The organism is Pseudomonas laurylsulfativorans (assembly GCF_002906155.1).
Taxonomy (GTDB): domain Bacteria; phylum Pseudomonadota; class Gammaproteobacteria; order Pseudomonadales; family Pseudomonadaceae; genus Aquipseudomonas; species Aquipseudomonas laurylsulfativorans.
Map to the genome: position 1 here is coordinate 1 of NZ_MUJK01000008.1, position 24,426 is coordinate 24,426.

General features: G+C 58.8%; 24 protein-coding genes. 10 read left to right on the plus strand and 14 right to left on the minus strand.

The window, feature by feature from the left end:
* Nucleotides 1-506 precede the first annotated feature (506 nt).
* Nucleotides 507-1,706 (minus strand): tyrosine--tRNA ligase, encoded by a 1,200-nt coding sequence (tyrS, locus tag B0D71_RS21965; RefSeq protein ID WP_103396598.1) that lies wholly within the window; start codon nt 1,704-1,706, stop codon nt 507-509.
* Nucleotides 1,707-1,919: 213 nt separating this feature from the next.
* Between tyrS and B0D71_RS21970 the strand changes: the two genes are divergently transcribed.
* A complete protein-coding gene (locus tag B0D71_RS21970; protein WP_103396599.1) occupies nt 1,920-3,338 on the plus strand; it encodes a peptidoglycan DD-metalloendopeptidase family protein in 1,419 nt (472 codons plus the stop codon).
* A gap of 2 nt (nt 3,339-3,340) precedes the next feature.
* Complete coding sequence (locus B0D71_RS21975) at nt 3,341-4,432, plus strand: anhydro-N-acetylmuramic acid kinase (protein ID WP_103396600.1); 1,092 nt, start codon at nt 3,341-3,343, stop codon at nt 4,430-4,432.
* A gap of 68 nt (nt 4,433-4,500) precedes the next feature.
* On the opposite strand, the gene erpA is transcribed toward B0D71_RS21975, so the two are convergent.
* Nucleotides 4,501-4,851: an iron-sulfur cluster insertion protein ErpA gene (erpA, locus tag B0D71_RS21980; RefSeq protein WP_007906865.1), complete on the minus strand. Its 351-nt coding sequence runs from the start codon at nt 4,849-4,851 to the stop codon at nt 4,501-4,503.
* Between the two features lie 167 nt (nt 4,852-5,018).
* Nucleotides 5,019-6,053 carry an N-acetyl-gamma-glutamyl-phosphate reductase gene (gene argC, locus B0D71_RS21985; protein ID WP_103396601.1) on the minus strand — a complete coding sequence of 345 codons (1,035 nt, stop codon included), beginning with the start codon at nt 6,051-6,053 and terminating at the stop codon, nt 5,019-5,021.
* A gap of 135 nt (nt 6,054-6,188) precedes the next feature.
* On the opposite strand from argC, the gene hemJ reads away from it, so the two are divergent.
* From hemJ to coq7, 6 genes are all read left to right on the plus strand, one after another.
* Entirely contained in the window at nt 6,189-6,620 is a 432-nt protein-coding gene (hemJ, locus tag B0D71_RS21990; RefSeq protein ID WP_103396602.1) for a protoporphyrinogen oxidase HemJ, read from the plus strand.
* A 33-nt stretch (nt 6,621-6,653) separates the two neighbouring features.
* A complete protein-coding gene (locus B0D71_RS21995) occupies nt 6,654-7,622 on the plus strand; it encodes an NAD(P)H-dependent flavin oxidoreductase (protein ID WP_103396603.1) in 969 nt (322 codons plus the stop codon).
* 93 nt (nt 7,623-7,715) lie between these two features.
* Nucleotides 7,716-8,681 carry a DUF805 domain-containing protein gene (locus tag B0D71_RS22000; protein ID WP_103396604.1) on the plus strand — a complete coding sequence of 322 codons (966 nt, stop codon included), beginning with the start codon at nt 7,716-7,718 and terminating at the stop codon, nt 8,679-8,681.
* A gap of 61 nt (nt 8,682-8,742) precedes the next feature.
* Nucleotides 8,743-9,531 carry an SDR family NAD(P)-dependent oxidoreductase gene (locus tag B0D71_RS22005; protein ID WP_103396605.1) on the plus strand — a complete coding sequence of 263 codons (789 nt, stop codon included), beginning with the start codon at nt 8,743-8,745 and terminating at the stop codon, nt 9,529-9,531.
* A gap of 80 nt (nt 9,532-9,611) precedes the next feature.
* Nucleotides 9,612-9,950 (plus strand): histidine triad nucleotide-binding protein, encoded by a 339-nt coding sequence (locus tag B0D71_RS22010; protein ID WP_008027110.1) that lies wholly within the window; start codon nt 9,612-9,614, stop codon nt 9,948-9,950.
* A gap of 150 nt (nt 9,951-10,100) precedes the next feature.
* Nucleotides 10,101-10,748 (plus strand): 2-polyprenyl-3-methyl-6-methoxy-1,4-benzoquinone monooxygenase, encoded by a 648-nt coding sequence (gene coq7 / locus B0D71_RS22015; RefSeq protein ID WP_008051652.1) that lies wholly within the window; start codon nt 10,101-10,103, stop codon nt 10,746-10,748.
* A 183-nt stretch (nt 10,749-10,931) separates the two neighbouring features.
* Here the strand turns inward: coq7 and speD are convergent, their stop codons facing one another.
* Together speD and B0D71_RS22025 are read right to left on the minus strand one after the other, a co-directional pair.
* Nucleotides 10,932-11,723 carry an adenosylmethionine decarboxylase gene (speD, locus tag B0D71_RS22020; protein WP_103396606.1) on the minus strand — a complete coding sequence of 264 codons (792 nt, stop codon included), beginning with the start codon at nt 11,721-11,723 and terminating at the stop codon, nt 10,932-10,934.
* A 239-nt stretch (nt 11,724-11,962) separates the two neighbouring features.
* Nucleotides 11,963-12,385 carry an OsmC family protein gene (locus B0D71_RS22025; protein ID WP_092277352.1) on the minus strand — a complete coding sequence of 141 codons (423 nt, stop codon included), beginning with the start codon at nt 12,383-12,385 and terminating at the stop codon, nt 11,963-11,965.
* A 228-nt stretch (nt 12,386-12,613) separates the two neighbouring features.
* Here B0D71_RS22025 and crp point away from each other — a divergent pair, with 228 nt between their 5' ends.
* Nucleotides 12,614-13,258: a cAMP-activated global transcriptional regulator CRP gene (gene crp, locus B0D71_RS22030; RefSeq protein WP_103396607.1), complete on the plus strand. Its 645-nt coding sequence runs from the start codon at nt 12,614-12,616 to the stop codon at nt 13,256-13,258.
* A gap of 10 nt (nt 13,259-13,268) precedes the next feature.
* Here the strand turns inward: crp and B0D71_RS22035 are convergent, their stop codons facing one another.
* From B0D71_RS22035 to B0D71_RS22050, 4 genes are all read right to left on the minus strand, one after another.
* The gene (locus B0D71_RS22035; protein ID WP_103396608.1) at nt 13,269-13,970 is read right to left on the minus strand and encodes a lipoate--protein ligase family protein; all 702 of its coding nucleotides are present in this window, start codon (nt 13,968-13,970) and stop codon (nt 13,269-13,271) included.
* Between the two features lie 99 nt (nt 13,971-14,069).
* On the minus strand, nt 14,070-14,906 hold the full coding sequence (gene trpC / locus B0D71_RS22040; protein WP_103396609.1) for an indole-3-glycerol phosphate synthase TrpC: 837 nt from the start codon (nt 14,904-14,906) through the stop codon (nt 14,070-14,072).
* Nucleotides 14,903-15,952, minus strand: a complete 1,050-nt coding sequence (gene trpD, locus B0D71_RS22045; protein WP_103396610.1) for an anthranilate phosphoribosyltransferase — start codon at nt 15,950-15,952, stop codon at nt 14,903-14,905. Before trpD ends, trpC begins: the two co-directional genes overlap by 4 nt.
* 9 nt (nt 15,953-15,961) lie before the next feature.
* The gene (locus tag B0D71_RS22050) at nt 15,962-16,555 is read right to left on the minus strand and encodes an aminodeoxychorismate/anthranilate synthase component II (RefSeq protein ID WP_085727855.1); all 594 of its coding nucleotides are present in this window, start codon (nt 16,553-16,555) and stop codon (nt 15,962-15,964) included.
* Nucleotides 16,556-16,963: 408 nt separating this feature from the next.
* On the opposite strand from B0D71_RS22050, the gene estP reads away from it, so the two are divergent.
* Complete coding sequence (gene estP / locus B0D71_RS22055) at nt 16,964-18,874, plus strand: esterase EstP (RefSeq protein ID WP_103396611.1); 1,911 nt, start codon at nt 16,964-16,966, stop codon at nt 18,872-18,874.
* A 232-nt stretch (nt 18,875-19,106) separates the two neighbouring features.
* On the opposite strand, the gene trpE is transcribed toward estP, so the two are convergent.
* The 5 genes from trpE to B0D71_RS22080 form a co-directional block, all read right to left on the minus strand.
* A complete protein-coding gene (trpE, locus tag B0D71_RS22060) occupies nt 19,107-20,588 on the minus strand; it encodes an anthranilate synthase component I (RefSeq protein ID WP_103396612.1) in 1,482 nt (493 codons plus the stop codon).
* Nucleotides 20,589-20,658: 70 nt separating this feature from the next.
* Entirely contained in the window at nt 20,659-21,477 is an 819-nt protein-coding gene (locus B0D71_RS22065) for a phosphoglycolate phosphatase (RefSeq protein WP_103396613.1), read from the minus strand.
* Nucleotides 21,474-22,148, minus strand: a complete 675-nt coding sequence (gene rpe / locus B0D71_RS22070) for a ribulose-phosphate 3-epimerase (RefSeq protein ID WP_053162900.1) — start codon at nt 22,146-22,148, stop codon at nt 21,474-21,476. The genes B0D71_RS22065 and rpe overlap by 4 nt, the downstream gene beginning before the upstream one ends.
* 80 nt (nt 22,149-22,228) lie before the next feature.
* Nucleotides 22,229-23,377, minus strand: a complete 1,149-nt coding sequence (locus tag B0D71_RS22075; protein ID WP_103396614.1) for an iron-containing alcohol dehydrogenase — start codon at nt 23,375-23,377, stop codon at nt 22,229-22,231.
* A 223-nt stretch (nt 23,378-23,600) separates the two neighbouring features.
* Nucleotides 23,601-24,425: an ABC transporter permease gene (locus B0D71_RS22080; RefSeq protein ID WP_007980200.1), complete on the minus strand. Its 825-nt coding sequence runs from the start codon at nt 24,423-24,425 to the stop codon at nt 23,601-23,603.
* Nucleotide 24,426: the final 1 nt, after the last annotated feature.

Below are 24,426 nucleotides of genomic sequence, written 5' to 3' on the forward strand. Positions count from 1 at the left end.
ACTCTTCAGTTCAAACATCTTTGGGTTTTGAGAAAACCCTAAACTTGGCTCAGCAATCGTTGGTTACATCTTTGATTTCTCGCGGAGTAACTTGTGATGCTGATAATCTGTTGACTAGCAGTCTGACCCCACAAGCACCCACACGAATTGCTTGATTCAGTTGTTAAAGAGCGGTTGGTTAAGATCTTTCGTCTCAACCGAGGCGCGCATTCTACAGCAGCCTCATTTGCTGTCAAGTGATTATTTTCAGAAGTTTTCAAAGTTTCCCTTGTAACTTCAACCACTTGCGCTTCAGATCTCTCATCAGCGGGAGGCGAATTCTACAGCGTTACACGCTGCTGTCAACACCTCTTTTTCAACTCCCTTTCGGCTTCGATGAACTGAAGCGACCCACTGTCGAAAACCGCGTAACTCGTTGTTTACCAAGGAGTTTTCCGTTTCGACTGCGCCGGAAGTGGGGCGAATTATAGACATCTAAAATTCGCCGTCAACCCCTTATTTCAACCTTATTCGGATTTGAGCGTAATACGCGCAAATGCCTTCTTCCCGGCCTGGCAAACATGGGTCGCGCCCAGCGCATATATAAAGGTGCGATCAACAACCTCACCATCTATACGCACACCACCCGAACCAAGCAGATCACGAGCCACCGCCGAATTCTTGACCAGCCCTGCCTTATTAAGGACAGCAGCGATCGGCATATCCTCGGCAGCAGTCAATTCGATTTCCGGCAGATCATCCGGCAGCTCGCCATCCTTCATACGATTACCGGCAGCACGATGAGCATTGGCAGCAGCCTCCTCACCATGGAAGCGCGCAACGATTTCTTCAGCCAGCTTGATCTTGATATCACGCGGGTTGGCACCCGTCTCGACATCAGCGCGGAACGCATTGATCTCATCCATGGATCGGAAGCTGAGCAACTCGAAGTAACGCCACATCAGCGCATCCGGAATGGAAACCAGCTTGCCATACATCACGCCCGGCGCCTCCTGGATACCGACGTAGTTGCCCAAGGACTTGGACATCTTCTTCACACCATCCAGACCTTCAAGCAGCGGCATGGTCAAAATGCACTGAGCCTCCTGACCATAACCACGCTGCAGCTCACGCCCCATCAACAAGTTGAACTTCTGATCGGTGCCGCCGAGCTCGACATCTGCGCGCAGGGCTACAGAGTCGTAACCCTGAACCAGCGGATACAGGAACTCATGAATGGCGATTGGCTGATTGGTTGTGTAGCGCTTATCGAAGTCATCGCGCTCAAGCATGCGAGCCACGGTGTACTGCGAAGTCAGGCGAATGAAGTCGGCCGGCCCCATCTGATCCATCCAGGTGGAGTTGAAGGCCACTTCGGTTTTTGCCGGATCCAGAATCTTGAAGACCTGAGTTTTGTAAGTCTCGGCGTTCTCGAGGACTTGCTCGCGAGTGAGCGGCGGGCGCGTAGCGCTCTTGCCGCTCGGATCACCGATCATTCCGGTGAAGTCACCAATCAGGAAGATCACCTGATGCCCCAGATCCTGGAACTGGCGCAGCTTATTAATAAGCACGGTATGACCCAAGTGTAGATCCGGAGCCGTTGGATCGAAGCCCGCCTTAATACGTAGCGGCTGGCCACGCTTGAGCTTTTCAATCAGCTCGGACTCGACCAACAGTTCTTCCGCACCACGTTTGATCAGCGCTAGCTGCTCTTCAACCGACTTCATAACCAACCTGCAAGGCTCAGATTCAAAGGGAACCAACCATACAAGATCGCACGTCAAATACAAGGTTTGCCCGGCGCACGGACGCCAATCCGCAGGCGGAGCACCTATGGACTTGCTTCAGAGATGATTTGGTTATATTTTATACAGTTATTTCATCTTCATCATGTCATTCATCTTTTCCAATTCATCCTTTTTTCAAAGTCAAAGCCACTTATGACCACAGAATCGTCTAAAGCGCCGCCGCTTTACCCGAAAACCCACTTGCTCGCCGCAAGTGGCATCGCCGCCCTTCTCAGTCTGGCGCTCCTGGTATTCCCTTCCAGCGATGTTGAAGCCAAAAAGACGACCCTTAGTCTTGAACTGGAAAGTCCTGCTGAACAACTGACACAAGATCAAGACGCTGCTGACGTCGTTCAAGCCACAAATGAACCAACAACATCTCCCTTCGCGCAGATCGACAACAGCGCCGAGGACACCCAGCCAACCGCTCAAGCAGAGCCGGCGCCGGTCGTCGAAGAAAAGAAGCCGGCAAGCCACAGGGAAGTGATCGTCGCCAAGGGCGACACCCTCTCTACGCTGTTCGAGAAAGTCGGCCTCCCCGCCACCTCAGTGCATGAAATACTGGCTAGCGACAAACAGGCCAAGCAGTTCAGCCAGCTCAAACATGGGCAAAAACTCGAATTCGAACTGGGCCCGGACGGCCAGCTGACCAACTTGCACAGCAAGCTCAACGACCTCGAAAGCATCAGCCTGACCAAGAACGACAAGGGCTACACGTTCAACCGCATTACTGCGAAACCGACCGTGCGCTCCGCTTACGTCCACGGCGTGATCAACAGCTCGCTGTCGCAGTCTGCGGCCCGAGCAGGCCTGTCTCACAGCCTGACCATGGACATGGCCAGCGTGTTTGGCTACGACGTCGACTTCGCCCAGGATATTCGCCAGGGTGATGAGTTCGACGTGATCTACGAGCAAAAGGTGGTAAACGGCAAAGCCGTCGGCAATGGCCCGATCCTGTCTGCGCGCTTCACCAACCGCGGCAAGACCTACACCGCCGTGCGTTACACCAACAAACAAGGCAACAGCAGCTACTACACCGCTGACGGCAACAGCATGCGCAAGGCGTTCATCCGCACACCGGTGGACTTCGCACGCATCAGCTCGAAATTTTCCATGGGGCGTAAGCACCCGATCCTGAACAAGATCCGCGCCCATAAAGGCGTCGACTATGCTGCGCCGCGTGGCACGCCGATCAAGGCTGCCGGTGATGGCAAGGTGTTGCTGGCCGGCCGCCGTGGTGGCTACGGCAATACTGTGGTCCTCCAGCACGGCAACACCTACACCACTCTCTACGGCCATATGCAAGGCTTCGCCAAAGGTGTGAAGACTGGCGGCACGGTGAAACAGGGCCAAGTGATTGGCTACATCGGCACCACCGGCCTCTCCACTGGCCCGCACCTGCACTATGAGTTCCAGGTCAATGGCGTGCACGTCGACCCGCTGGGCCAGAAACTGCCGATGGCCGATCCGATTGCCAAGGCCGAACGCGCACGCTTCCTCGCCCAAAGCCAGCCACTGATGGCGCGCATGGAACAGGAAAAAGCCACTCTGTTGGCTTCGAGCAAGCGTTAAGCATGGCGCTCTATATAGGTGTGATGTCCGGAACCAGCCTTGATGGCCTGGACATTGCGCTGATCGAGCAAGCCCCGGCGATCAGGCTGATCGCCTCCCACTACATCCCCATGCCCGACTCCCTGCGCGCCGAGCTGCTCAGCTTGTGCGCCAGCGGCCCGGACGAGATCGCCCGCTCCGCCATCGCCCAGCAGAACTGGGTGAACCTGGCGGCCCAAGGCATCCACACCCTTCTCGTTCAGCAGCAACTGAAGCCTGACGATATTCGTGCGATTGGCAGCCATGGCCAGACCATTCGCCACGAACCGGCACGCGGATTTACCGTGCAGATCGGCAATCCGGCCTTGCTCACAGAGCTGACCGGCATCACCGTGGTCAGCGACTTTCGCAGCCGCGACGTCGCTGCCGGCGGACAAGGCGCACCGCTGGTTCCTGCCTTCCACGAGGCACTGTTTGAAGAACGGGGCGGCAATCGCGCCGTGCTGAATATCGGTGGATTCAGCAACCTGAGCCTGATCGAGCCCGGCAAGCCTGTCGCCGGCTTTGACTGCGGCCCTGGCAATGTCCTGCTGGACGCCTGGATTCATCAGCAACGTGGCGAAAACTATGACCGCGGTGGCCAATGGGCTGCCAGCGGCAAGGTTCAACCAGCTCTATTGAATGAACTGCTCAGCGATCCTTTCTTTGTAACCACGGGCCCGAAGAGCACCGGCCGGGAAGTGTTCAACCTGCCCTGGCTGACACAGCACCTGTCAAAACTGCCAGCCTTCGCCACCGAAGATGTTCAGGCGACGCTGCTTGAGCTGACCGCGCTGACCATCATCGAATCACTGCAAAGCGCCCAGACAGACACGCTGGAACTACTGGTCTGCGGTGGCGGCGCCCACAACACCGCGTTGATGAGTCGCCTGGCCAGCCTGCTGCCAAACGCAAGCGTCGGCAGCACCGCTACTTACGGTGTAGACCCTGACTGGGTCGAAGCCATGGCCTTCGCATGGCTGGCTCATTGCTGCCTAGAAGGCATCGCAGCCAACCGTCCGAGCGTTACCGGTGCCCGTGGCCTGCGCGTACTCGGCGCCATTTACCCCTCATAAACCCTCCAGACAGCAAAACGCCGCAAGACCCTGAGGCCATGCGGCGCTTTGTGAAACTGGCGCGCTGATCAGATCGAGAACGAAGAACCGCAACCACAGGTGGTGGTCGCATTCGGGTTCTTGATAACGAAGCGTGAACCTTCCAGGCCTTCCTGGTAGTCCACCTCTGCACCTGCCAGATACTGGAAGCTCATCGGATCGACCACCAGACTCACACCTTCGCGCTCGACGATGGTGTCGTCATCGGCCACTTCTTCATCGAAGGTAAAGCCGTACTGAAAACCTGAACAACCGCCGCCCGTAACGAATACGCGCAGCTTCAAGCGATCATTCCCCTCTTCATCGACCAGGCTCTTCACCTTGTGCGCGGCACCGTGGGTGAATTGCAAAGCCGTGGGGGTGAAGGATTCGACGCTCATGCTGACTATCTCCCGGCGTTACGCCGTCATATTGCGTGATGACGCGCATTATCCGCTTCTCCTAGAAAAGCGGTCAACTATTGTTATGGTATATCAACCAATCCAATCGCCGGCCCGGAATGCAAAAAGGCCCGTCAGACGGGCCTTTTGCTGTGCAGGATAATTCCTTACGGCAACATGCCAGCGTGAGACAGGCCCAGACGCTCATCCAGCCCGAACAGAATGTTCATGTTCTGCACGGCCTGACCCGACGCCCCTTTGACCAGGTTGTCGATCACCGACAGCACCACCACCAGATCGCCATCCTGAGGGCGATGCACGGCAATACGGCAGACGTTGGCACCACGTACGCTACGCGTCTCCGGATGGCTGCCGGCCGGCATGACGTCAACGAACGGTTCGTTGGCATAACGCTTTTCAAACAGCGCCTGCAGATCCACCGAGCGATCAACGACGGTTGCGTAGAGCGTGGAGTGAATGCCGCGAATCATCGGCGTCAGGTGCGGAACGAAGGTCAGGCCGACGTCCTTGCCCGCCGCGCGACGCAGGCCCTGGCGGATTTCCGGCAAATGACGGTGCCCTTTGACCGCATAGGCTTTCATGCTTTCCGATGTCTCGGAGTACAGCGAACCTACAGAGGCACCACGGCCGGCACCGCTGACGCCGGATTTGCAGTCAGCGATCAGATGCGCAGCATCGGCCAGGCCGGCTTCGAGCAATGGCAGGAAACCCAATTGCGTCGCAGTTGGGTAGCAGCCCGGCACGGCAATCAGGCGCGCTTTCTTGATCTGCTCGCGATTGACTTCCGGCAAGCCGTAGACCGCCTCGTCCAGTAATTCCGGCGCGCCGTGCGGCTGGCCGTACCATTTGGCCCACTCATTCGCGTCTTGCAGACGGAAGTCGGCCGACAGATCGATGACCTTGGTCCCGGCCGCGAGCAATTCGCCCGCCAACGCATGGGCAACGCCGTGCGGCGTGGCGAAGAACACCACATCGCAAGCGCCCAGGGTCTTGATGTCCGGAACACTGAATGCCAGGCCGTCGTAATGGCCTCGCAGGTTCGGGTACATGTCGGCCACGGCCAGGCCGGCCTCGGATCGGGAAGTGATGACTACCACTTCAGCTTGCGGATGCTGTGCCAACAGACGCAGCAGTTCGACACCGGTGTAACCCGTGCCGCCGACGATACCGACCTTGACCATAAACCTGCCCTCAACGAACCCACTGGAAAGCCGTCGATAATAGGGCCCGCGCGCCCCTGCGACAACCGGCAAGGTGACGTGCGGAGCGTCAAGCCTCTACTATTCCGGCTACCGTGAATTGGGGAATAACTAAAAATGCTCTATCTGTGGCTCAAAGCGTTTCATATCGTCAGTGTCGTGTGCTGGTTTGCCGGCCTGTTCTACCTGCCACGACTGTTCGTTTATCACGCACAAAGTGAAGACACGATCAGCAAAGAACGCTTCAGCGTCATGGAGCGCAAGCTGTATCGGGGCATCATGGGGCCAGCGATGATTGCCACGCTGATATTTGGCGGCTGGTTGATCAGCCTCAACCCGAGTGGGTACTTCACTCAAGGTGGCTGGATGCACGCCAAGCTGACGCTGGTGGTGATTCTGATCGGCTACCACCATATGTGCGGCGCGCAGGTAAAACGTTTTGCCCGTGGCGAAAACACCCGCAGCCATGTCTTTTTTCGCTGGTTCAATGAAGTGCCGGTTCTGATATTGCTGGCAATCGTAATTCTGGTCGTCGTTCGGCCGTTCTAAATCCAACAGGCACAACTCACCGGGGTACTTCCAATGTCGCTGCCCGCTCTGCTCGAACAACGTTTGCGTCTGCCCGTAGTAGCAGCACCGATGTTCCTGATTTCCAATCCGCAATTGGTACTCGCCTGTTGTCGTCAGGGCGTGGTCGGCAGCTTCCCGGCGCTGAATCAGCGCGAAAGCAGCGGTTTCAAGGCCTGGCTGGAAGAAATCGAAGCCGGGCTGGCGACACTGGAAAACCCCGCGCCCTATGCCGTGAACCTGATCGTGCACAACAGCAACCCACGGTTGCAGGCGGATCTGGATATCTGCGTCGAACACAAAGTGCCGATCGTGATCACCAGCCTTGGCGCTGTGAAAGAACTGGTCGACGCAGTGCACAGCTACGGCGGCTTGGTGTTCCACGATGTGACAACTCGCCGTCATGCCGAGAAAGCGGCCGAAGCAGGCGTCGATGGTTTGATTGCCGTGGCTGCCGGAGCCGGAGGACATGCCGGGACCTGGAGCCCGTTTTCGCTGATTGCCGAAATCCGCCAGTTCTTCGACAAGACCCTGTTGCTGGCCGGCTGCTTGAACCACGGCCACGAAATTCTTGCTGCTCAATTACTCGGCGCCGATTTGGCCTACTTCGGTACACGATTTATCGGCACAACCGAAAGTCACGCACCCGACGCCTACAAAGAAATGCTGCTGACATCCAAAGCGGCAGACATCATCCATACTCCAGCTGTGTCAGGTGTTCCCGCGAGCTTCATGCGCCAGAGCCTGGAGGCCGCCGGTTTCGATATGGCCGCCTTGCAAGGAAAGGGCGAGATCAACTTCGGCTCCAAGCTCAAACCTGTGAGCGATGAGGCCAAAGCCTGGAAAACCGTTTGGTCGGCAGGCCAGGGTGTAGGAGAAATCGAGGACTTGCCGAGTGTCGAGCAATTGATTGCCCGTCTCGACGCGGAGTACCGTCAGGCCCTGGAACATGCCGCCCTGTTGACCAAACGCTGGCCGCGCTGACAGCAAACCTTGGCCAGTCTTGCCCGGCTGGCCTTACACTCGCCCGATCACAACATTCTTCTTTCAACCTCTCGCGACAAGGATGCTTCGCACATGGGCGAAAATCATTTCAAGATCGTATTCGAAGGCGCCTTGCTGCCCGGTGTCGACATCACCACGGCAAAACTCAATCTCGCCGAGTTGTTCAAAAGTGATGTCTCGGCCATCGAGCGCTTGTTCACCGGGCGTCCAGTAGCGCTCAAACGCAATCTGTCGCAAGCTGATGCCCAGACCTACCTCCATGCGCTGAGCAAAACCGGCATCGATGCCCGCATCGAAGCCGAAACGCAGATCGAGTTGAACCTCGCCGACGTGCATGACCACACTCCAGCCAGCGGCCAGGCGGCTTTGACGGATTCGCAGTCCCCTTATGCCCCGCCTCGCGCGCCCGTCGGCGAAGCTGTGGCGGAATTCGCCACGCTCAAGCCATTCAGTTTCGATGGCCGTATCGGCCGCTTGCGTTACCTTGCCTGGACCCTGGTACTGACGGCTGTACTCTCGGCAGTTTGCGGGGTGTTTGCCTTGGTCGCCCTGGCCCTCATCGCCGCGGACTCTACCGCCGGCCTGATATTGGGTGGCTTGCTGGCATTGACGCTGTTTGTCGGATTTGCCTTCGTCAGCATCCAGATCACCGTTCAGCGATTGCACGATATCGGCTGGTCCGGCTGGCTGTGGCTGTTGAACTTGGTGCCGTTTGTTGGCAGTTTCTTCCCGTTTGTGGTCATGGTCGTGCCGGGCAACGAACTGGCCAACCGCTACGGTCCGCCACCTCCGCCGAACAGTACCGCGGTCAAAGTATTGTCCTCGCTCTGGCTGGTCGTTATCGCGCTGATCCTGGTCGGCGCGCTGGCCGGTGGCCTTTCGGCGATACAGGAAGAATACGAAAACGCCGCACAAAGCAGCTACGAAAGCAGTTCGGTCATCCCTGATGAAATCGATGTCGAGGTCGAACCGGCGCCAAATTCCGCCGACGATGCAGCCGAAGAGGCCCAGCCCCCTGTAGACTCTGCGAAAGAATGAACAGCGCTCCTGGCCCGTGACACCTGCGTCGCGGCGCGGAGCTGTTGCGATGGAGAACTGCATGACCCGTTACGCTCTGATCACTGGTGCCTCCAGCGGCATCGGCCTGGCAATGGCCGAAGCGCTGGCCCGGCGCGGCCGCAGCCTGATTCTGGTGGCCCGACAGCGTGATCAGCTGGAAAGTATTGCGATTGAACTGACCCAAAGGTTCGGCGTGGAAGTGTTGTTCCGTGCCTGCGACCTGGGCGAGCCGCTGCGCCTGTCCGGATTCCTGCTGGAACTGGAAGAAGGCGACCGGCAGATCGATCTGCTGGTCAACTGCGCCGGTATCGGCACATGCGGCCCGTTTCTGGCCCAGGACTGGATGACCGAGCAAGACCTGATCGAAGTGAACATCCTCGCCCTCACCCGCCTGTGCCACGCCATCGGCAACAGCATGGCCCTGCAAGGCGGCGGGCAGATTCTGAATGTGGCCTCGGTGGCGGCGTTTCAACCGGGCCCGTGGATGAGCACCTATTACGCCAGCAAGGCCTACGTGCTGCACTTTTCCGAAGGATTGCGCGTCGAGCTGAAAAAGTGCGCGATCAAGGTTTCCGTGCTCTGCCCCGGACCGACCCGCACGGCGTTTTTCCGCACCGCGCAACTCAACAGCGAAAAGCTGACCAACAGCAAACTGCTGATGAGCCCAGAAGAAGTGGCGCTCTACACCGTGCGCGCACTGGAAAAGAATCAAGCGATCATCATTCCCGGACGGCGCAACCGCTGGTTCTCCTTCCTGCCAAGGCTCGGCTCGCGCTGGCTGACACGCACCATCGCCGGCATGGTCAACAAGGCTTACTGCCCGCGCTGATCCAACTCAAGGTAAAAGGCTGGGCGCTGACATACGCCATGAGTACACTCAGCCCAGCCCAAACAACGGAGAAAAAAGCTGTGGATACTCTGTTCACCAAGATCATCAACCGGGAAATCCCGGCGAAGATCATTTACGAGGACGACCAGGTACTGGCCTTCCACGACATTGCCCCACAGGCACCGGTACATTTTCTGGTGATCCCGAAGAAGCCGGTTCGCACCTTGAACGACCTGACCGAGGACGACAAGGCATTGGCCGGACACATTCTGTTCACAGCCCAGCGTCTAGCACTGGAGCTGGGCTGTGAAAAAGGCTTCCGCGTCGTCATGAACTGCAATGAAGAAGGCGGGCAAACCGTCTACCACATTCATATGCACGTACTGGGTCAGCGCCAGATGCACTGGCCGCCGGGCTGATTACAGCCTCCCCCCTTGTGGGATCGCCGCACCGCCGCTCCCACAAGGGCATCACAACACTGTCACAACCTCTGCACCACAATGACCCAGCGCAAACCTTCCCTGGCCGATTGGGTTAAACTGGCCACCGAAATTCCCCCGGAGGTCAGCATGACTACCCAACGTCACTACTCGCCGATTGACCGCCTTCTGCTGCAAGCCGATGCCGCGATGCGCACCCTGCTGCCCTTCAGTGGCCAACCGTACCGTCCGTCGCCCGCCATCGTGCAGCCGGATGCGAAAATGAGCGACGAAGATACACGCCACGTTGCCGGCCTTATGCGCATCAACCATACCGGCGAGGTCTGCGCCCAGGCGCTGTATCAGGGGCAGGCGCTGACCGCAAAACTGCCGCAAGTGCGTGCGGCGATGGAACATGCCGCCGAAGAAGAAATCGACCACCTGGTCTGGTGCGAACAACGCATCCATCAACTGGGCAGCCACACCAGCATTCTCAATCCGCTGTTTTATGGCATGTCGTTCGGGATTGGCGCAGTGGCCGGCCTGATCAGCGACAAGGTCAGCCTGGGTTTCGTCGCCGCAACGGAAGACCAGGTGTGCAAACACTTGAACGAACACCTGGAGCAATTGCCCGCCGAGGACGAAAAATCCCGGGCGATTCTTGAGCAGATGCGTATTGATGAAGAACAGCATGCTGAAAGTGCGCTGGACGCCGGTGGGTTCCGCTTTCCGGCGCCGGTGAAGTTCGGGATGAGCCTGATGGCCAAGGTGATGACCAAGAGTACTTATCGGATCTGACTCCGTTTTTTTGTAGGAGCGAGCTTGCTCCGGGCGGCGCTCCGACGAAGGACGTCAACGATAACGGGTGTATGTGGATAAACGTGTCGCCCTCAGGTCCATCGCGAGCTCGCTCCTACAAGAGCCAGCACAATAAAAAAGGCGACTGCCGTGAGGTAGTCGCCTTTTTTGTGTTCGAGAACCTTACGCCATGTTGCGCGCGTAGAAGATTTCGAGCATTTCGTGTTTCACCCGCTCAGTCACCTGGGCACGTTGCTCAGAGGAAAGGCTGCTGGTGGCGTCGCCGAACAGGTAATTATCCAGTTCGAAGTTCTTCAGCAGCATCTTGGTGTGGAACAGGTTTTCCTGGTACACGTTCACGTCGGTCATCTGGTACGCGTCGCGAGTGTCTTCGGAGAGGTAGTTCTGGATCGAATTGATCTCGTGGTCGATGAAATGCTTTTTGCCTTCAACGTCACGGGTGAAGCCGCGCACACGGTAATCCACGGTCACGATGTCCGAATCGAACTGGTGAATCAGGAAGTTAAGTGCTTTAAGCGGTGAAATGACGCCGCAAGTCGACACGTCGATGTCCACACGGAACGTAGCAATACCGCTGACCGGATGGATCTCCGGGTAGGTGTGCACCGTGATGTGGCTCTTGTCGAGGTGGGCCAGAATGATTTCGGGCAGTGGGCCCGGGGACTCTTCGATCTGACTATCGGTCGGGGTGACCGGCTCTTCCGAGATCAGGATCGTGACGCTGGCGCCCTGCGGCTCATAGTCCTGACTGGCGATGTTCAGGATATTGGCACCAATGATATCGACAACTTCCGTGAGGATCTGCGTCAGGCGTTTCGCGTTGTACTCTTTATTGATGTACTCGACGTAAGCCTGCTGGTCTTGCGGGGTTTCCGCGTAGCAGATGTCATAGATGTTGAAGCTCAAGGTCTTTGTCAGGTTATTGAACCCGTGGAGCTTGAGTTTGCTTTTCACCGTTAAAAACTCTCTATGTGTTTGCGGCCCGGCCGCGTGATCAAGCATGCCCGTCAGATGCGAACAACGCACCTGCGTAGGACGGTTAACACCTCTTCGCGATGGCGATTTTGGTTGTCTGTTCGGGTGCGAGACCTGTCGGTTGACGGGCCACTACCCTGAAAAAAGTGGCGCATTATGCAGACGTCAGCTTGGGTTCGCCAGAGTCTGCACTGCTTTTATGATAGTTGAATGTCGATTCAACCGAGTTCGATGATCTCGTAGTCGTGGGTAATTGCCACGCCTGCCGCGCCGAGCATGATCGAGGCCGAGCAATATTTCTCGGCAGACAGTTCGATGGCGCGCTTGACCTGGGCTTCTTTCAGCCCGCGCCCCTTGACCACGAAGTGCATGTGGATCTTGGTGAAAACCTTTGGATCTTCGCTCGCACGCTCGGCTTCCAGGAAAGCTTCACAGCTCTCGACCGCCTGGCGGGACTTCTTGAGGATGCTGACCACATCGAAATTGCTGCAACCACCCACACCCAGCAGCAACATTTCCATCGGCCGGACACCCAGGTTACGTCCACCGGCATCGGGCGGTCCGTCCATGACCACGACATGACCACTACCGGATTCGCCGAGGAACATGGCTTCGCCAGCCCATTGGATGCGTGCCTTCATCGCCAAGACTCCACTGTATAAAAAAGGGTCGCCAGCTTAGCACAGGCCCCGTGATTGACAGCGCCCGGCGTCCTAGGACATATCCCACCGCGCTGTAGGTAAATGCTCGAATATTTCAGGAAGTGTCTGGTAAGCTGACGCCAATTCAATGGCGCATGGCCAGCCTCACTCCAGCGTTCGCTATTCATAAAAACCAAACATACCGTGCAGTCTTTTCGGGATACAACCATGGTTGCTATTGCCCCCAACCCCAAGATCAAGAACCTCGACAAGCTGTTGATGCATTGCCAGCGCCGCCGCTATCAGGCCAAGAGCAACATCATTTGTGCCGGCGACCGCTCGGAAACGCTGTTCTTCATCATCAAAGGCTCAGTCACCATCCTGATCGAAGATGACGATGGCCGGGAAATGATCATTTCCTACCTGAACGCCGGGGACTTTTTCGGTGAGTTGGGCCTGTTTGAGCAAGCCGGCCTGGAGCAGGAGCGCAGTGCCTGGGTGCGGGCCAAGGTTGAGTGCGAAGTCGCGGAAATCAGCTACGCAAAATTCCGCGAGTTATCCCAGCTGGACCCGGACATTCTTTACGTCCTTAGCGGACAAATCGCACAGCGTCTGCGCAACACCACGCGCAAGGTCGGTGACCTGGCATTCTTTGACGTGACCGGTCGAGTCGCCCGCTGCCTGTTGGAGCTGTGCAAAGAGCCGGACGCCATGACTCACCCCGACGGCATGCAAATCAAGGTAACCCGTCAGGAAATCGGGCGGATTGTCGGTTGTTCCCGGGAGATGGTCGGTCGCGTGCTCAAGGATCTGGAAGAGCGCAATCTGGTGGACGTCAAAGGCAAGACCATGGTGGTCTTCGGTACGCGATAAGCTCGAAAACCTAGCCGCTGAACATCTGTGCCAGCATCAACCGGTAGAGTTCGTCGAGACGCGTCAGCGCATCGGGTGCGGCGAACTTCTCATGCAGCGCAATGTGGCTTTCGGCGCGTACTCGCTGTTCCAGACCGCAGGCCTCGTTGAAACGATTGACCGCTGCAACCATCGACTCTCGCTCGTTATCCACCAGCATCGCCCCATGTACCAGTCCCACCGGACGCTGCCCACCCTGACTCTGACGCCAGCGCTGGGCGGTACCGACCATCTTGCGTCCATCGAGATTGACGTTGAAGCGACCGTCACAGAAAGCGCCTTCGATTTCACCCAGTGACGAAGTACCGCCCAGTTCATCCAGCAACTGGCAAATCGGGTCGCACAGACGACGGTAACCAGATTCGATGCGATTCAGATCACCCTCGCTGCGGGGCGGCGCGTAAACCAGCGCGATGTTGATCGTAGTGGCCGATTGCGGCACCGGTTCGCCGCCGGTATCGCGCAACAACACGGGCCAACCCGCTGCTGCCGAGACTTCACAGGCGGCTTCGAAGCCTGGCAAGCGATTCAATCGACGCGGCATGACCAATGCCTGATCGCTCGGTTGCCAGAACAACAGGCCGGACTCCCCATTACCAGCACAGACCGACGCCAGCAAATCCTGCTCGGCTTGCAGGCCGGCTTCGATGGTCATAGAGATTGGCAGCGACATTGACGACTCCGGCAGACATGAGGTCTTAAGGGAATTTGAGAGCCTCATCGCGGGCAAGCCCGCTCCCACAGGGAATCGGGTTGCCTGCAATGGCGGGGGTTAGTCGAGGGTCGAACCGCTGACTGGAACGCCGCGCTCAGGGAAGAACAGACGCTGCAACTCGGTACCCGGGCTTTCGGCACGCATGAACGCCTCGCCGACCAGGAATGCGTAGACGTCACTGATTTCCATCAGTTCGACATCGGCGCGGTTGAGAATGCCGCTCTCGGTGATGACCAGGCGATCGCGCGGAATACGCGGCAACAGGTCGAGAGTGGTTTCCAGGCTGACTTCGAAGGTGTGCAGGTTGCGGTTGTTCACGCCAACCAGTGGAGTGTCGAGGGTTTTCAAGGCCCGCTCCAGCTCATCGCCGTCGTGGACCTCCACCAGCACGTCGAGGTTGACGCTTTTGGCCACGGCCGCCAGTTCGGCCATTTTCACGTCATCCAGCGCGGAAACGATCAACAGCACGCAGTCGGCACCCAAGGCCCGGGCTTCAACGATCTGGTATGGGTCGATCATGAAGTCCTTGCGGATCACCGGCAGCTGGCACGCCGCGCGGGCCTGCTGCAGATAGGCGTCAGCGCCCTGGAAGTAGTCGATGTCGGTGAGCACCGACAGGCAGGTCGCGCCGCCCTTCTCGTAGCTTCTGGCGATGTCGGCGGGAACGAAGTTCTCACGGATCACGCCCTTGCTCGGCGAGGCTTTCTTGATTTCGGCAATGACTGCCGGCTGCTTCAGCTTGGCCTGAGCCAGCAAGGCCTTGGCAAAACCACGGGGTGCATCGGCCGCCTTGGCCAGACTTTCCAACTCGGCGAGGCTGACACGAGCGCTGCGCTCGGCCACTTCCTCGACCTTTCGCGCCAGAATCTTTTCCAGAACCGTCGGTACACTCATCCCTCATTCTCCACTTTGAATACCGCGGTAAACGCACCCAGTTCCTCGAGCTTCTCCCGAGCGAGACCGGTGTGCAGCGCATCGTGCGCAAGTGCAACTCCCTCCTTCAAACTGCTGGCATGGTCGGCGGCGTACAGTGCGGCACCGGCATTGAGCATGATCATCTCGGCTGCTTTCTGACCGTTCTCGGTCTTGCGCTTGCCCAGGGCATCGCGAATCAGTTCCAGGGAAGCCGCCGGGCTTTCCACCGCCAAGCCATGCAGGCTCTGGCTCTTCATGCCCAGGTCTTCCGGCTCGACCCAATACTCGGTGATCTGACCATCCTTTAGCTCAGCGACAAACGTCGGCGCGGCCAGGCTGAATTCGTCGAGGCCATCCTTCGAATGCACCACCAACACATGCTTGCTGCCCAGACGCTGCAACACTTCCGCCAGCGGCCGGCACAAGGCCTGGGTGAATACGCCAACTACCTGATGCTTCACACCGGCCGGATTCGTAAGCGGGCCGAGCATGTTGAACAAGGTTCGCAGGCCCAGATCCCGGCGCGGACCGGCAGCGAATTTCATCGCGCTGTGGTGAGTCTGGGCAAACATGAAACCAATACCAACGTTGTCAATGCAGCGCGCCACTTGCACCGGTGTGAGGCTCAGGTAGATGCCGGCCGCCTCCAGCAGGTCGGCGCTGCCGCTCTTGCCCGACACCGCACGGTTGCCGTGTTTGGCTACCGTACAACCGGCCGCCGACACCACGAAAGCGGAAGCGGTCGACACGTTGAAGATATTGGCACCGTCGCCGCCGGTGCCCACCACATCGACCACACCGTCGAGGGTCTTGAGTTCGACCTTGTCCGCCAGCTCGCGCATCACCGACACCGCGCCGACGATCTCGTCGATGCTTTCGCTCTTCATGCGCATGGCCATCATGAACGCGCCAATCTGCGCATCCGAGCATTGCCCGGTCATGATTTCGCGCATCACATCGCGCATTTCATCGGTGCTGAGGTCGAGGTGATCGACGATACGGCTCAGGGCTGTCTTGATGTTCATGATGAGTCCTTAGCGCGTGCCGCCGGTTTGTTTGAGGAAGTTGGCGAACAGTTCGTGGCCCTGCTCGGTGAGGATCGACTCAGGGTGGAACTGCACGCCTTCTATGTTAAGGGTCTTGTGACGCAGGCCCATGATCTCGTCGACCGAGCCGTCTTCGAGCTGGGTCCAGGCCGTCAGCTCCAGGCAATCGGGCAGGGTTTCGCGCTTGACGATCAATGAATGATAGCGGGTCACCGTCAGCGGACGATTCAGGCCTGCGAATACACCCTTGTCCTCGTGAAATACCGGGCTAGTCTTACCGTGCATCACTTGGCGGGCGCGAACCACATCACCGCCAAAGGCCTGGCCGATGGACTGGTGGCCGAGGCAAACGCCAAGAATCGGCAGTTTGCCGGCGAAATGCTTGATCGCTTCAATCGAGATGCCGGCTTCGGTCGGAGTGCAAGGACCGGGGGATACAACGATGCGCTCAGGGTTTAGGGCTTCGATTTCAGCGATGGTCAGTTCATCGTTGCGCACGACTTTGACCTCGGAGCCGAGCTCGCCCAGGTACTGCACAACGTTGTAGGTAAAGGAGTCGTAGTTATCGATCATCAGCAACATGGCGTTTAGAACCTCTTGAATCCACTGACTTTAAAGATGGCCTTCGAATGATTGACCCGCAGAGCGCTGCGCTTTGTCAGGTGCCGGAGTAGCGCCAGCAAAGCGGCATTTCAAACAGGTAAAGAAGGCGAAGCGGTACAGGTCCGGCAAGGCCGGCAAAAGAATTCAGGCGCGCCAACGCCAGCGGGCGTGTGCCTTGATGACTTGATCCAGGAGTTTACTGATGATCAACACGGGGAAGGTCTCGTTCGTACGTCCCGGCACAGTAACTTAGCTGGGCAGAGCGTGCAATATCGCCGGGGGTACTGCCCGCGAAACTCTTAAAGGCTTCGCGACAGATGGCAAAAGGCCGAACGTTTTTGGTACTGTCGTTTCGTTCACTACAACAATAAATAAACGGACTTGCTCATGATCAAACAGTCGTTGTTTGTACCGCTCGCAGGATGCTTGCTCGCGATGGCATGCGCCCAGGCGAACGCCGCACCCAATCCTTATACAAACTTCGTGGTCTTCGGGGACAGCCTCAACGACGCCGGGACCTTTGCCGACACCGGTGGGCCTGCCGGGTCGACGCAGCGCTTTACCAACCGGACGGGGCCGGTGTATCTGGATGGCAGCGGCGAAGTCCGCTCGCTCAACTCCACACAGATACTAGGTGGAAAACTGGGGTTCTCGGCGGACCAGACCGCCTCTTCATCTTCGGCGGTGCGTGCCAGCAACGGCCAGCCCGATGGTAACAACTGGGCCGTCGGCGGTTACCGCACCGACCAGATCCTGGATTCGATCACCAGTACTTCCGCCACCGGTGAACGCACCCGGGCCGGCTATCTTCCATCCAATAACTTTCGCGCCGACCCGAACGCCTTGTATTACCTGTCGGGTGGCGGTAACGACTTCCTGCAAGGTCGCGTCACCAGCTTGCCCCAGGCCAGTGCCGCCGCCGACCGACTGGCCGACAGCGTGCAGACACTGCAAACCGCCGGCGCCAAGTACGTCATGGTCTGGTTGCTGCCCGATATCGGCTTTACCCCGGCGTTCAACGGCACCCCGCTGCAAGCGTTCACGTCCCAACTCAGCGCCCAGTTCAACACTGAACTGGTAAGCCGACTGCAGAACATCAATGCCGAAGTCATCCCCCTCAACATTCCGGTACTGCTCAAAGAGACGTTCGCCAACCCGGCGCAGTTTGGCCTGGCCACCGACCAGAACCTCATCGCCACCTGCTTCAGCGGCAACGGTTGCACCGAGAATGCCCGCTACGGCATCAACAGCGCCACGCCAGACCCGACCAAGCTGATCTACAACGACTCGGTGCACCCCACCGAAGCCGGACAGCGCCTGATTGCGGACTATGCGTATTCCCTGCTGGCGGCGCCGTGGGAGCTGACCTTGCTGCCGGAAATGGCCCAAGGCACCGTGCGTGCGCATCAGGATGAATTGCGCAATCAGTGGCTGGCCGATTGGGAAAACTGGCAAGGCGTTGGCCAATGGCGAGCCATTGTTAGCGGCGGCGGACAGCATCAGGACTTTGACAGTCAGGACAGCGCCGCCAGTGCCGACGGCAACGGTGCCAACCTGAACATCGGTGGCAGTTACCGCCTCGATGATGCCTGGCGCGTCGGTTTGGCGGCCGGTTTCTATAACCAGAAACTCGAAGCCGGCAGCAACGACTCCGACTACAAACTCAACACTTACCTGGGCACGGTATTCGCCCAATACCAGCAAAACCGTGTATGGGCTGACGCGGCGTTGACGGCCGGGCATCTGGATTACGACAGCCTCAAGCGTAAATTCCAGTTGGGCGTCAACGAGCGCGGCGAAAAAGGCGATACCAGTGGCTATGTCGAGGCCTTCAGCGCTCGCCTGGGTTACGACATTGCCCAACAAGCCAGCAGCCCTTGGCATGTGTCGCCGTTTATCAGCGCTGATTTCTCCAAGGCGAAAGTCGACGGCTACTCGGAGGACGGCAACAATTCCACGGCGCTGACCTTTGCCGACCAGGAGGTTATTTCCCGACGCCTGGGTGCTGGCCTGCAGGGCAAATACCAGATCACCCCGCAAACCCAGGTGTTCGGCGAAGCGGCAATCGAGCGTGAGTACAACGACGATACCCAGGACGTGGGCATCAACCTCAACACCTTGCCGAACAACCAGTTCACGCTGGAAGGCTACACCCCGCAAAGCCACTTGCAACGTGTGAACCTGGGGGTGAGCCACAACCTCACCCGCGACCTGGCATTGCGCGCCAGCTACAACATTCGCAAGGACGACGACTTCACCCAACAGGGCATCAACGTAGGGATTGCGCTGGACTTCTGATGTGCAGGCAATAAAAAACGCGGCGCCCTCACAGGCGCCGCGTTTTTTTATGGTGAATACTTATTGTGGCGAGGGGGCTTGCCCCCGTTGGGTTGCGAAGCGGCCCCCAGCATTCCTTCAGGCTTATCTAATTGCCGGAGTTTGCGACTGCTGCGCAGCCGAACGGGGCGATGCGGCGATCCGACAAGCCCCCTCGCCACAAAAGCTCGCTCCTACAAGGTTTTGCGTGAAATCAGGCGTCCGGGGTTTGTTCGGCCAAGGCAACAGCGCGGAACATCGCGCGGCGCTTGTTCAGGGTTTCTTCCCATTCCAGTGCCGGTACCGAGTCGGCGACAATGCCGCCACCGGCCTGCACGTGCAGCTCACCGTTCTTGATCACCGCCGTGCGGATCGCAATGGCGGTGTCCATGTTGCCGTTCCAGGCGAAGTAACCGACCGCACCGCCGTAGACGCCACGCTTGACCGGCTCCAGCTCGTCGATGATTTCCATCGCGCGAATCTTGGGTGCGCCGGACAAGGTGCCCGCCGGCAGAATCGCTCGCAGTGCGTCCATTGCCGTTAGTCCGGCTTTCAGTTGCCCGGTGACGTTGGACACAATGTGCATCACGTTGGAATAGCGCTCGATCACCATCTTCTCGGTGAGTTTCACCGAACCGATTTCCGATACCCGCCCAGTATCGTTGCGACCGAGGTCGATCAGCATCAAGTGCTCGGCGATTTCCTTGTCGTCCGACAGCAAGTCCTTTTCCAGCGCCAGATCAGCCTCTTCGTTGGCGCCCCGAGGACGGGTGCCGGCAATCGGGCGCACGGTGATCAGGTTGTCTTCGACCCGCACCAGCACTTCCGGCGAACTGCCGACAACGTGGAAATCACCGAAGTTGAAGAAATACATGTAAGGCGTCGGGTTGAAGCAGCGCAGCGCGCGGTACAGATCGATCGGCGCAGCCTTGAAGTCGATCGACATGCGCTGGGACGGCACGACCTGCATGCAGTCACCGGCCAGGATGTACTCCTTGATCGTGTCGACGGCTTTTTCGTAATCGCCCTGGGTGAAGCTGGAGCGAAACACCGGGTCAGCCGATTGTTGCTTGCTGAAGTCCAGGCCACGACGCGGGGTGATCGGCTGGCGCAGCTTTTCCAGCAGTTCTTCCAGGCGGGCGCGACCTTGCTCGAAAGCGTCTTCCTGAGCCGGGTCGGCCAGGACGATGGCGTGCATCTTGCCGGCAAGGTTGTCGAACACCACCACGGCGTCAGAGACCATCAGCAGAATATCCGGCACACCCAGCGGATCAGGGTTCGGGCATTTGCCCAGACGCTTTTCCACATAACGCACGCAGTCATAACCGAAGTAACCCACCAGGCCACCGTTGAAACGCGGCAGGCCGGCAATGGTTGGCACGTTGTAGCGAGCCTTGAAAGCTTCGACGAAGGCCAGTGGGTCTTCCACGTCGTGGCTTTCGGTCTCGACGCCATCGACGGTCACGCTGACGTGATGGTCGTGAACCCGCAGCACGGTGCGGCACGGCAGGCCGATGATCGAGTAACGGCCCCACTTCTCGCCGCCCTGTACGGACTCCAGCAAGTAGGAATTGGGCTCGTCAGCCAGTTTCAGGTAGATCGACAGCGGCGTGTCGAAGTCGGCCAGGGTTTCGCAGGCAAGTGGAATGCGGTTGTAGCCGGCAGCGGCCAAACGCAGGAATTCTTCGCGGATCATGAGGTGCCTCGTGGCTTGAGGGTCGAACGGTCAGGTATGCAAACGCGCCGGATAACCGGCCAGGATCAAGTCAGGCGCGCCAACGCCAGCGGGCCAGGGCCTTGATGACTTTCATCCAGAGTTTGCGAGTGACCACCACGATGGCGTTTCCAGAAGGGGGTTTGACAGCGTCGGCCAACGTTATCTCAGCGGCCGGATCCAGGCAACCGGGAATTAGTTTGCGCAAGTCGTCGATCACCAGCGCCGGCGACTCTTCGGCAATCGGCCGGCCGTGGTTATAGCCGTAGCTCAGACCCACGCACTTGACCCCCGCCGCTTTCGCCGCCAGCACATCGCTGCGCGAGTCACCAACGAACAACGACTGCGAAGCCGGAATGTTGGCCATCTTCATCACGAAAAACAGCGCCGCCGGATCGGGTTTTTTCTGTGGCAGGGTGTCGCCGCCGATGATCCAGCGGAAATAGCGGCCGATCTTCATCTGATCCAGCAGCGGTGCAACGAAACGCTCCGGCTTGTTGGTGATCAGGGCCATCTCGACACCCTGCTTCTTCAGCCATCTGAGGGTGTCGCGCACGCCGGGGTAAACCACAGTCAACTCATGGCTTTCGCCATAAGCCTGCATGAAATACTCCAACGCCCGCTCGGCCTCGGCCTCATCGACCGCCGAATGATCAATAGCGCCGGCCAGAGCGCGGCGCACCAACACCGGCGCGCCATTGCCGACCCATTCGCGCACCGCTTCCAGTCCGGCGGGTTGGCGACCGAGTTTGAGCAGCATCTTGTCCACAGCCACTGCCAGGTCCGGGACCGAATCGATCAATGTGCCGTCCAGATCGAACATCACCAGCCGCGGCAGTTGCCCCGGGAACAGCTGCTCAAAGCCACTCATGGGCGAGCCAGCGCCAGTTCGGAACGCATCTTGTCGATGACTTCCTGATAGTTCGGCGCATTGAAGATGGCCGAGCCGGCGACGAAGGTGTCAGCACCGGCCGCAGCGATTTCGCGAATGTTGTTCACGTTCACGCCGCCGTCGATTTCCAGGCGAATATCGCGGCCCGAAGCATCGATCAGCGCCCGCGCCTCACGCAGTTTGTCGAGGGTTCCGGGGATGAATTTCTGCCCGCCGAAGCCCGGGTTGACGCTCATCAGCAGGATCATGTCGACTTTGTCCATCACGTACTTGAGCACGTCCAGCGGGGTCGCCGGGTTGAACACCAGGCCCGACTTGCAGCCGCCTTCGCGGATCAGTTGCAGGGAGCGATCGACATGCTGCGTGGCTTCCGGGTGGAAGGTGATGTAGGTCGCCCCGGCTTCGATGAAGTCACCGACGATGCGGTCCACCGGGCTGACCATCAGGTGCGCGTCGATCGGCGCGGTCACGCCGTACTTGCGCAGTGCCGCGCAGACCATCGGGCCGATGGTCAGGTTCGGTACGTAATGGTTGTCCATGACATCGAAATGCACGAAGTCGGCGCCGGCGGCCAGGACGTTGTCCACTTCTTCACCCAGGCGGGCGAAGTCGGCGGAGAGAATCGACGGAGCAATTACGAAGGGCTGCATGACGCACCTTTTCTGAGCAGAATCACGATGGCGCGCATTGTATACCTCATGCTTTGACGCGCGCACCGTGAGCGCGATGATCAGTAGGCAGCGCGGTAGATCTTCTCGATATCAATCGCGCTCAATTTGCGTGGATTGTTGCGCATCAAGCGTTCAATGCCCGCGGCTTCCACTGCCATGGCGGGGATGGCATCTTCGGGAACCCCAAAACTGCGCAGGCCCTGAGGGATTTCCACGGCCGCACACAACGCGGTCATGGCCTGCACGGCCTTGTCGGCCGCCTCATTGGCACTCAGATGAGCGGTCTTCACCCCCATCGCTTCGGCAATATCCTGCATGCGTTCAATGCAGGCCATCTTGTTCCAGGTCATGACATAGGGCAGTAGCAAGGCATTGCTGACACCGTGGGCAATGTTGAAACGCCCACCCAGCGGATACGCCAGCGCATGCACCGCGCCGACCCCGGCATTGCCGAACGCCATGCCGGCCATCAGGCTGGCGGTGGCCATGTCTTCCCGGGCTTGCAGGTTCGACGGGTTGGCGTAGGCCTTGGGCAGCGCCTTGGCGATCAGCTTGATGGCGCCGATGGCCAGTGAATCGGTAATCGGCGAGGCGTTGACCGACAGATAGGACTCGATGGCATGCACCAGCGCATCGACACCGCTGGCCGCCGTGACGCTGCGCGGGCAGGTCAGGGTCATTTGCGGACTGACCAGCGCCACGTCCGGCAACAGGTAGTCGCTGACAATGCCCTTCTTCAGTTGTGCGACCTTGTCGGAAAGGATGGCGACATTGGTCACTTCCGAGCCGGTGCCGGCCGTGGTCGGAATGGCAATCAGCGGCGGGCCTTTGCGCGGCACCTGATCGATACCGAACAGATCCTCCAGCGCGCCGTGGTACCCGGCGTAGGCCGCCACGCTTTTGGCGATGTCGATGGCACTGCCGCCGCCCAGACCAATCAAGCCATCGTGCCCGCCTTCTCGGTAGACCCGCATGCAGTCTTCAACGATGGCGATTTCCGGGTCCGGCAGTACCCGGTCGAAAATCTCGTAACTGCGTTCGCCCAACTGCACCAGCGCCAGCTCCACCGTGCCGGACTTGACCAGGGCGGCGTCGGTGACGATCAGTGGGTTATCGATGTCCAGACGCGTCAGTTCGGCAGACAGTTGCTCGATGGCACCTGCGCCGGTGATCAGTTTGTGAGCGATTTTGAAAGAGGAAAGACTCATGTGCGCAGCCTCTTATAGGTAGGGGAGCTGGGCACAATAGTAGCTGGGGATTGCGGGTTGTCTGCCATTCAGGCCATGAATGACCGGCGCTGCCGAAAACCAGCAAAAACACCTGTAGGAGCGAGCTTGCTCGCGAAGAACCAGAGAACGCCGCGGGGTTTCAGGTTTCCCGCGTTATCGTTTACGTTCATCGCGAGCAGGCTCGCTCCTACAGGGGATCGGATCAGACCTGAGCAGTACGCAGTTTCTCGCTACGCCCGCGCAGCCATTCCAGGGTCAGCAACAGAATCACCGAGAAGGCAATCAGCAGCGTCGCGGCGGCGGCGATGGTCGGGCTGAGGTTTTCGCGGATGCCGCTGAACATTTGCCGTGGCAGGGTCGCCTGCTCGGGACCTGCGAGGAACAGCGTCACCACCACCTCATCGAACGAGGTCGCGAAGGCAAACAGCGCCCCCGAGATCACGCCCGGGGCGATCAGTGGCAAAGTCACCCGGCGGAACGTAGTCAGCGGCGAAGCGCCCAGACTCGCAGCGGCCCGCACCAGATTGTGGTTGAACCCCTGCAAGGTCGCCGACACGGTAATGATCACGAACGGCACACCCAGCACCGCATGCACCACGATCAACGAGAAGAAGCTGTTACCCAACCCCAGCGGTGCGAAGAACAGGTAACTGGCCACACCGATGATCACCACCGGCACCACCATCGGCGAAATCACCAGCGCCATCACCAATGCCTTGCCGGGGAAGTCGCCGCGAGTCAGGCCAATGGCCGCCAACGTACCGAACACCATCGCCAGCACCGTGGCCGCCGGGGCGACGATGATGCTGTTCTTCAGGGCGCGCATCCATTCCGCCGAGGCGAAGAAATCGTGATACCACTGCAGCGAGAAGCCCTGCAGCGGGTACACCAGGAAGCTGCCGGAGTTGAACGACAGCGGAATGATCACCAATACCGGCAGGATCAGGAACAACAAAATCAAGCCGCAGAGAATCCGCAAGCTGTAGAACCACACCCGTTCGATGGGCGACATATAAGGACTCAGCATT

Excerpts from the sequence above, each read along its gene's own strand:
- tyrS (WP_103396598.1), bottom strand. The coding sequence starts at position 1,706 with ATGAAGTCGGTTGAAGAGCAGCTAGCGCTGATCAAACGTGGTGCGGAA.
- B0D71_RS21970 (WP_103396599.1), top strand. The coding sequence starts at position 1,920 with ATGACCACAGAATCGTCTAAAGCGCCGCCGCTTTACCCGAAAACCCAC.
- B0D71_RS21975 (WP_103396600.1), top strand. The coding sequence starts at position 3,341 with ATGGCGCTCTATATAGGTGTGATGTCCGGAACCAGCCTTGATGGCCTG.
- erpA (WP_007906865.1), bottom strand. The coding sequence starts at position 4,851 with ATGAGCGTCGAATCCTTCACCCCCACGGCTTTGCAATTCACCCACGGT.
- argC (WP_103396601.1), bottom strand. The coding sequence starts at position 6,053 with ATGGTCAAGGTCGGTATCGTCGGCGGCACGGGTTACACCGGTGTCGAA.
- hemJ (WP_103396602.1), top strand. The coding sequence starts at position 6,189 with ATGCTCTATCTGTGGCTCAAAGCGTTTCATATCGTCAGTGTCGTGTGC.
- B0D71_RS21995 (WP_103396603.1), top strand. The coding sequence starts at position 6,654 with ATGTCGCTGCCCGCTCTGCTCGAACAACGTTTGCGTCTGCCCGTAGTA.
- B0D71_RS22000 (WP_103396604.1), top strand. The coding sequence starts at position 7,716 with ATGGGCGAAAATCATTTCAAGATCGTATTCGAAGGCGCCTTGCTGCCC.
- B0D71_RS22005 (WP_103396605.1), top strand. The coding sequence starts at position 8,743 with ATGACCCGTTACGCTCTGATCACTGGTGCCTCCAGCGGCATCGGCCTG.
- coq7 (WP_008051652.1), top strand. The coding sequence starts at position 10,101 with ATGACTACCCAACGTCACTACTCGCCGATTGACCGCCTTCTGCTGCAA.
- B0D71_RS22025 (WP_092277352.1), bottom strand. The coding sequence starts at position 12,385 with ATGAAGGCACGCATCCAATGGGCTGGCGAAGCCATGTTCCTCGGCGAA.
- crp (WP_103396607.1), top strand. The coding sequence starts at position 12,614 with ATGGTTGCTATTGCCCCCAACCCCAAGATCAAGAACCTCGACAAGCTG.
- B0D71_RS22035 (WP_103396608.1), bottom strand. The coding sequence starts at position 13,970 with ATGTCGCTGCCAATCTCTATGACCATCGAAGCCGGCCTGCAAGCCGAG.
- trpC (WP_103396609.1), bottom strand. The coding sequence starts at position 14,906 with ATGAGTGTACCGACGGTTCTGGAAAAGATTCTGGCGCGAAAGGTCGAG.
- trpD (WP_103396610.1), bottom strand. The coding sequence starts at position 15,952 with ATGAACATCAAGACAGCCCTGAGCCGTATCGTCGATCACCTCGACCTC.
- B0D71_RS22050 (WP_085727855.1), bottom strand. The coding sequence starts at position 16,555 with ATGTTGCTGATGATCGATAACTACGACTCCTTTACCTACAACGTTGTG.
- estP (WP_103396611.1), top strand. The coding sequence starts at position 16,964 with ATGATCAAACAGTCGTTGTTTGTACCGCTCGCAGGATGCTTGCTCGCG.
- trpE (WP_103396612.1), bottom strand. The coding sequence starts at position 20,588 with ATGATCCGCGAAGAATTCCTGCGTTTGGCCGCTGCCGGCTACAACCGC.
- B0D71_RS22065 (WP_103396613.1), bottom strand. The coding sequence starts at position 21,477 with ATGAGTGGCTTTGAGCAGCTGTTCCCGGGGCAACTGCCGCGGCTGGTG.
- rpe (WP_053162900.1), bottom strand. The coding sequence starts at position 22,148 with ATGCAGCCCTTCGTAATTGCTCCGTCGATTCTCTCCGCCGACTTCGCC.
- B0D71_RS22075 (WP_103396614.1), bottom strand. The coding sequence starts at position 23,377 with ATGAGTCTTTCCTCTTTCAAAATCGCTCACAAACTGATCACCGGCGCA.
- B0D71_RS22080 (WP_007980200.1), bottom strand. The coding sequence starts at position 24,425 with ATGCTGAGTCCTTATATGTCGCCCATCGAACGGGTGTGGTTCTACAGC.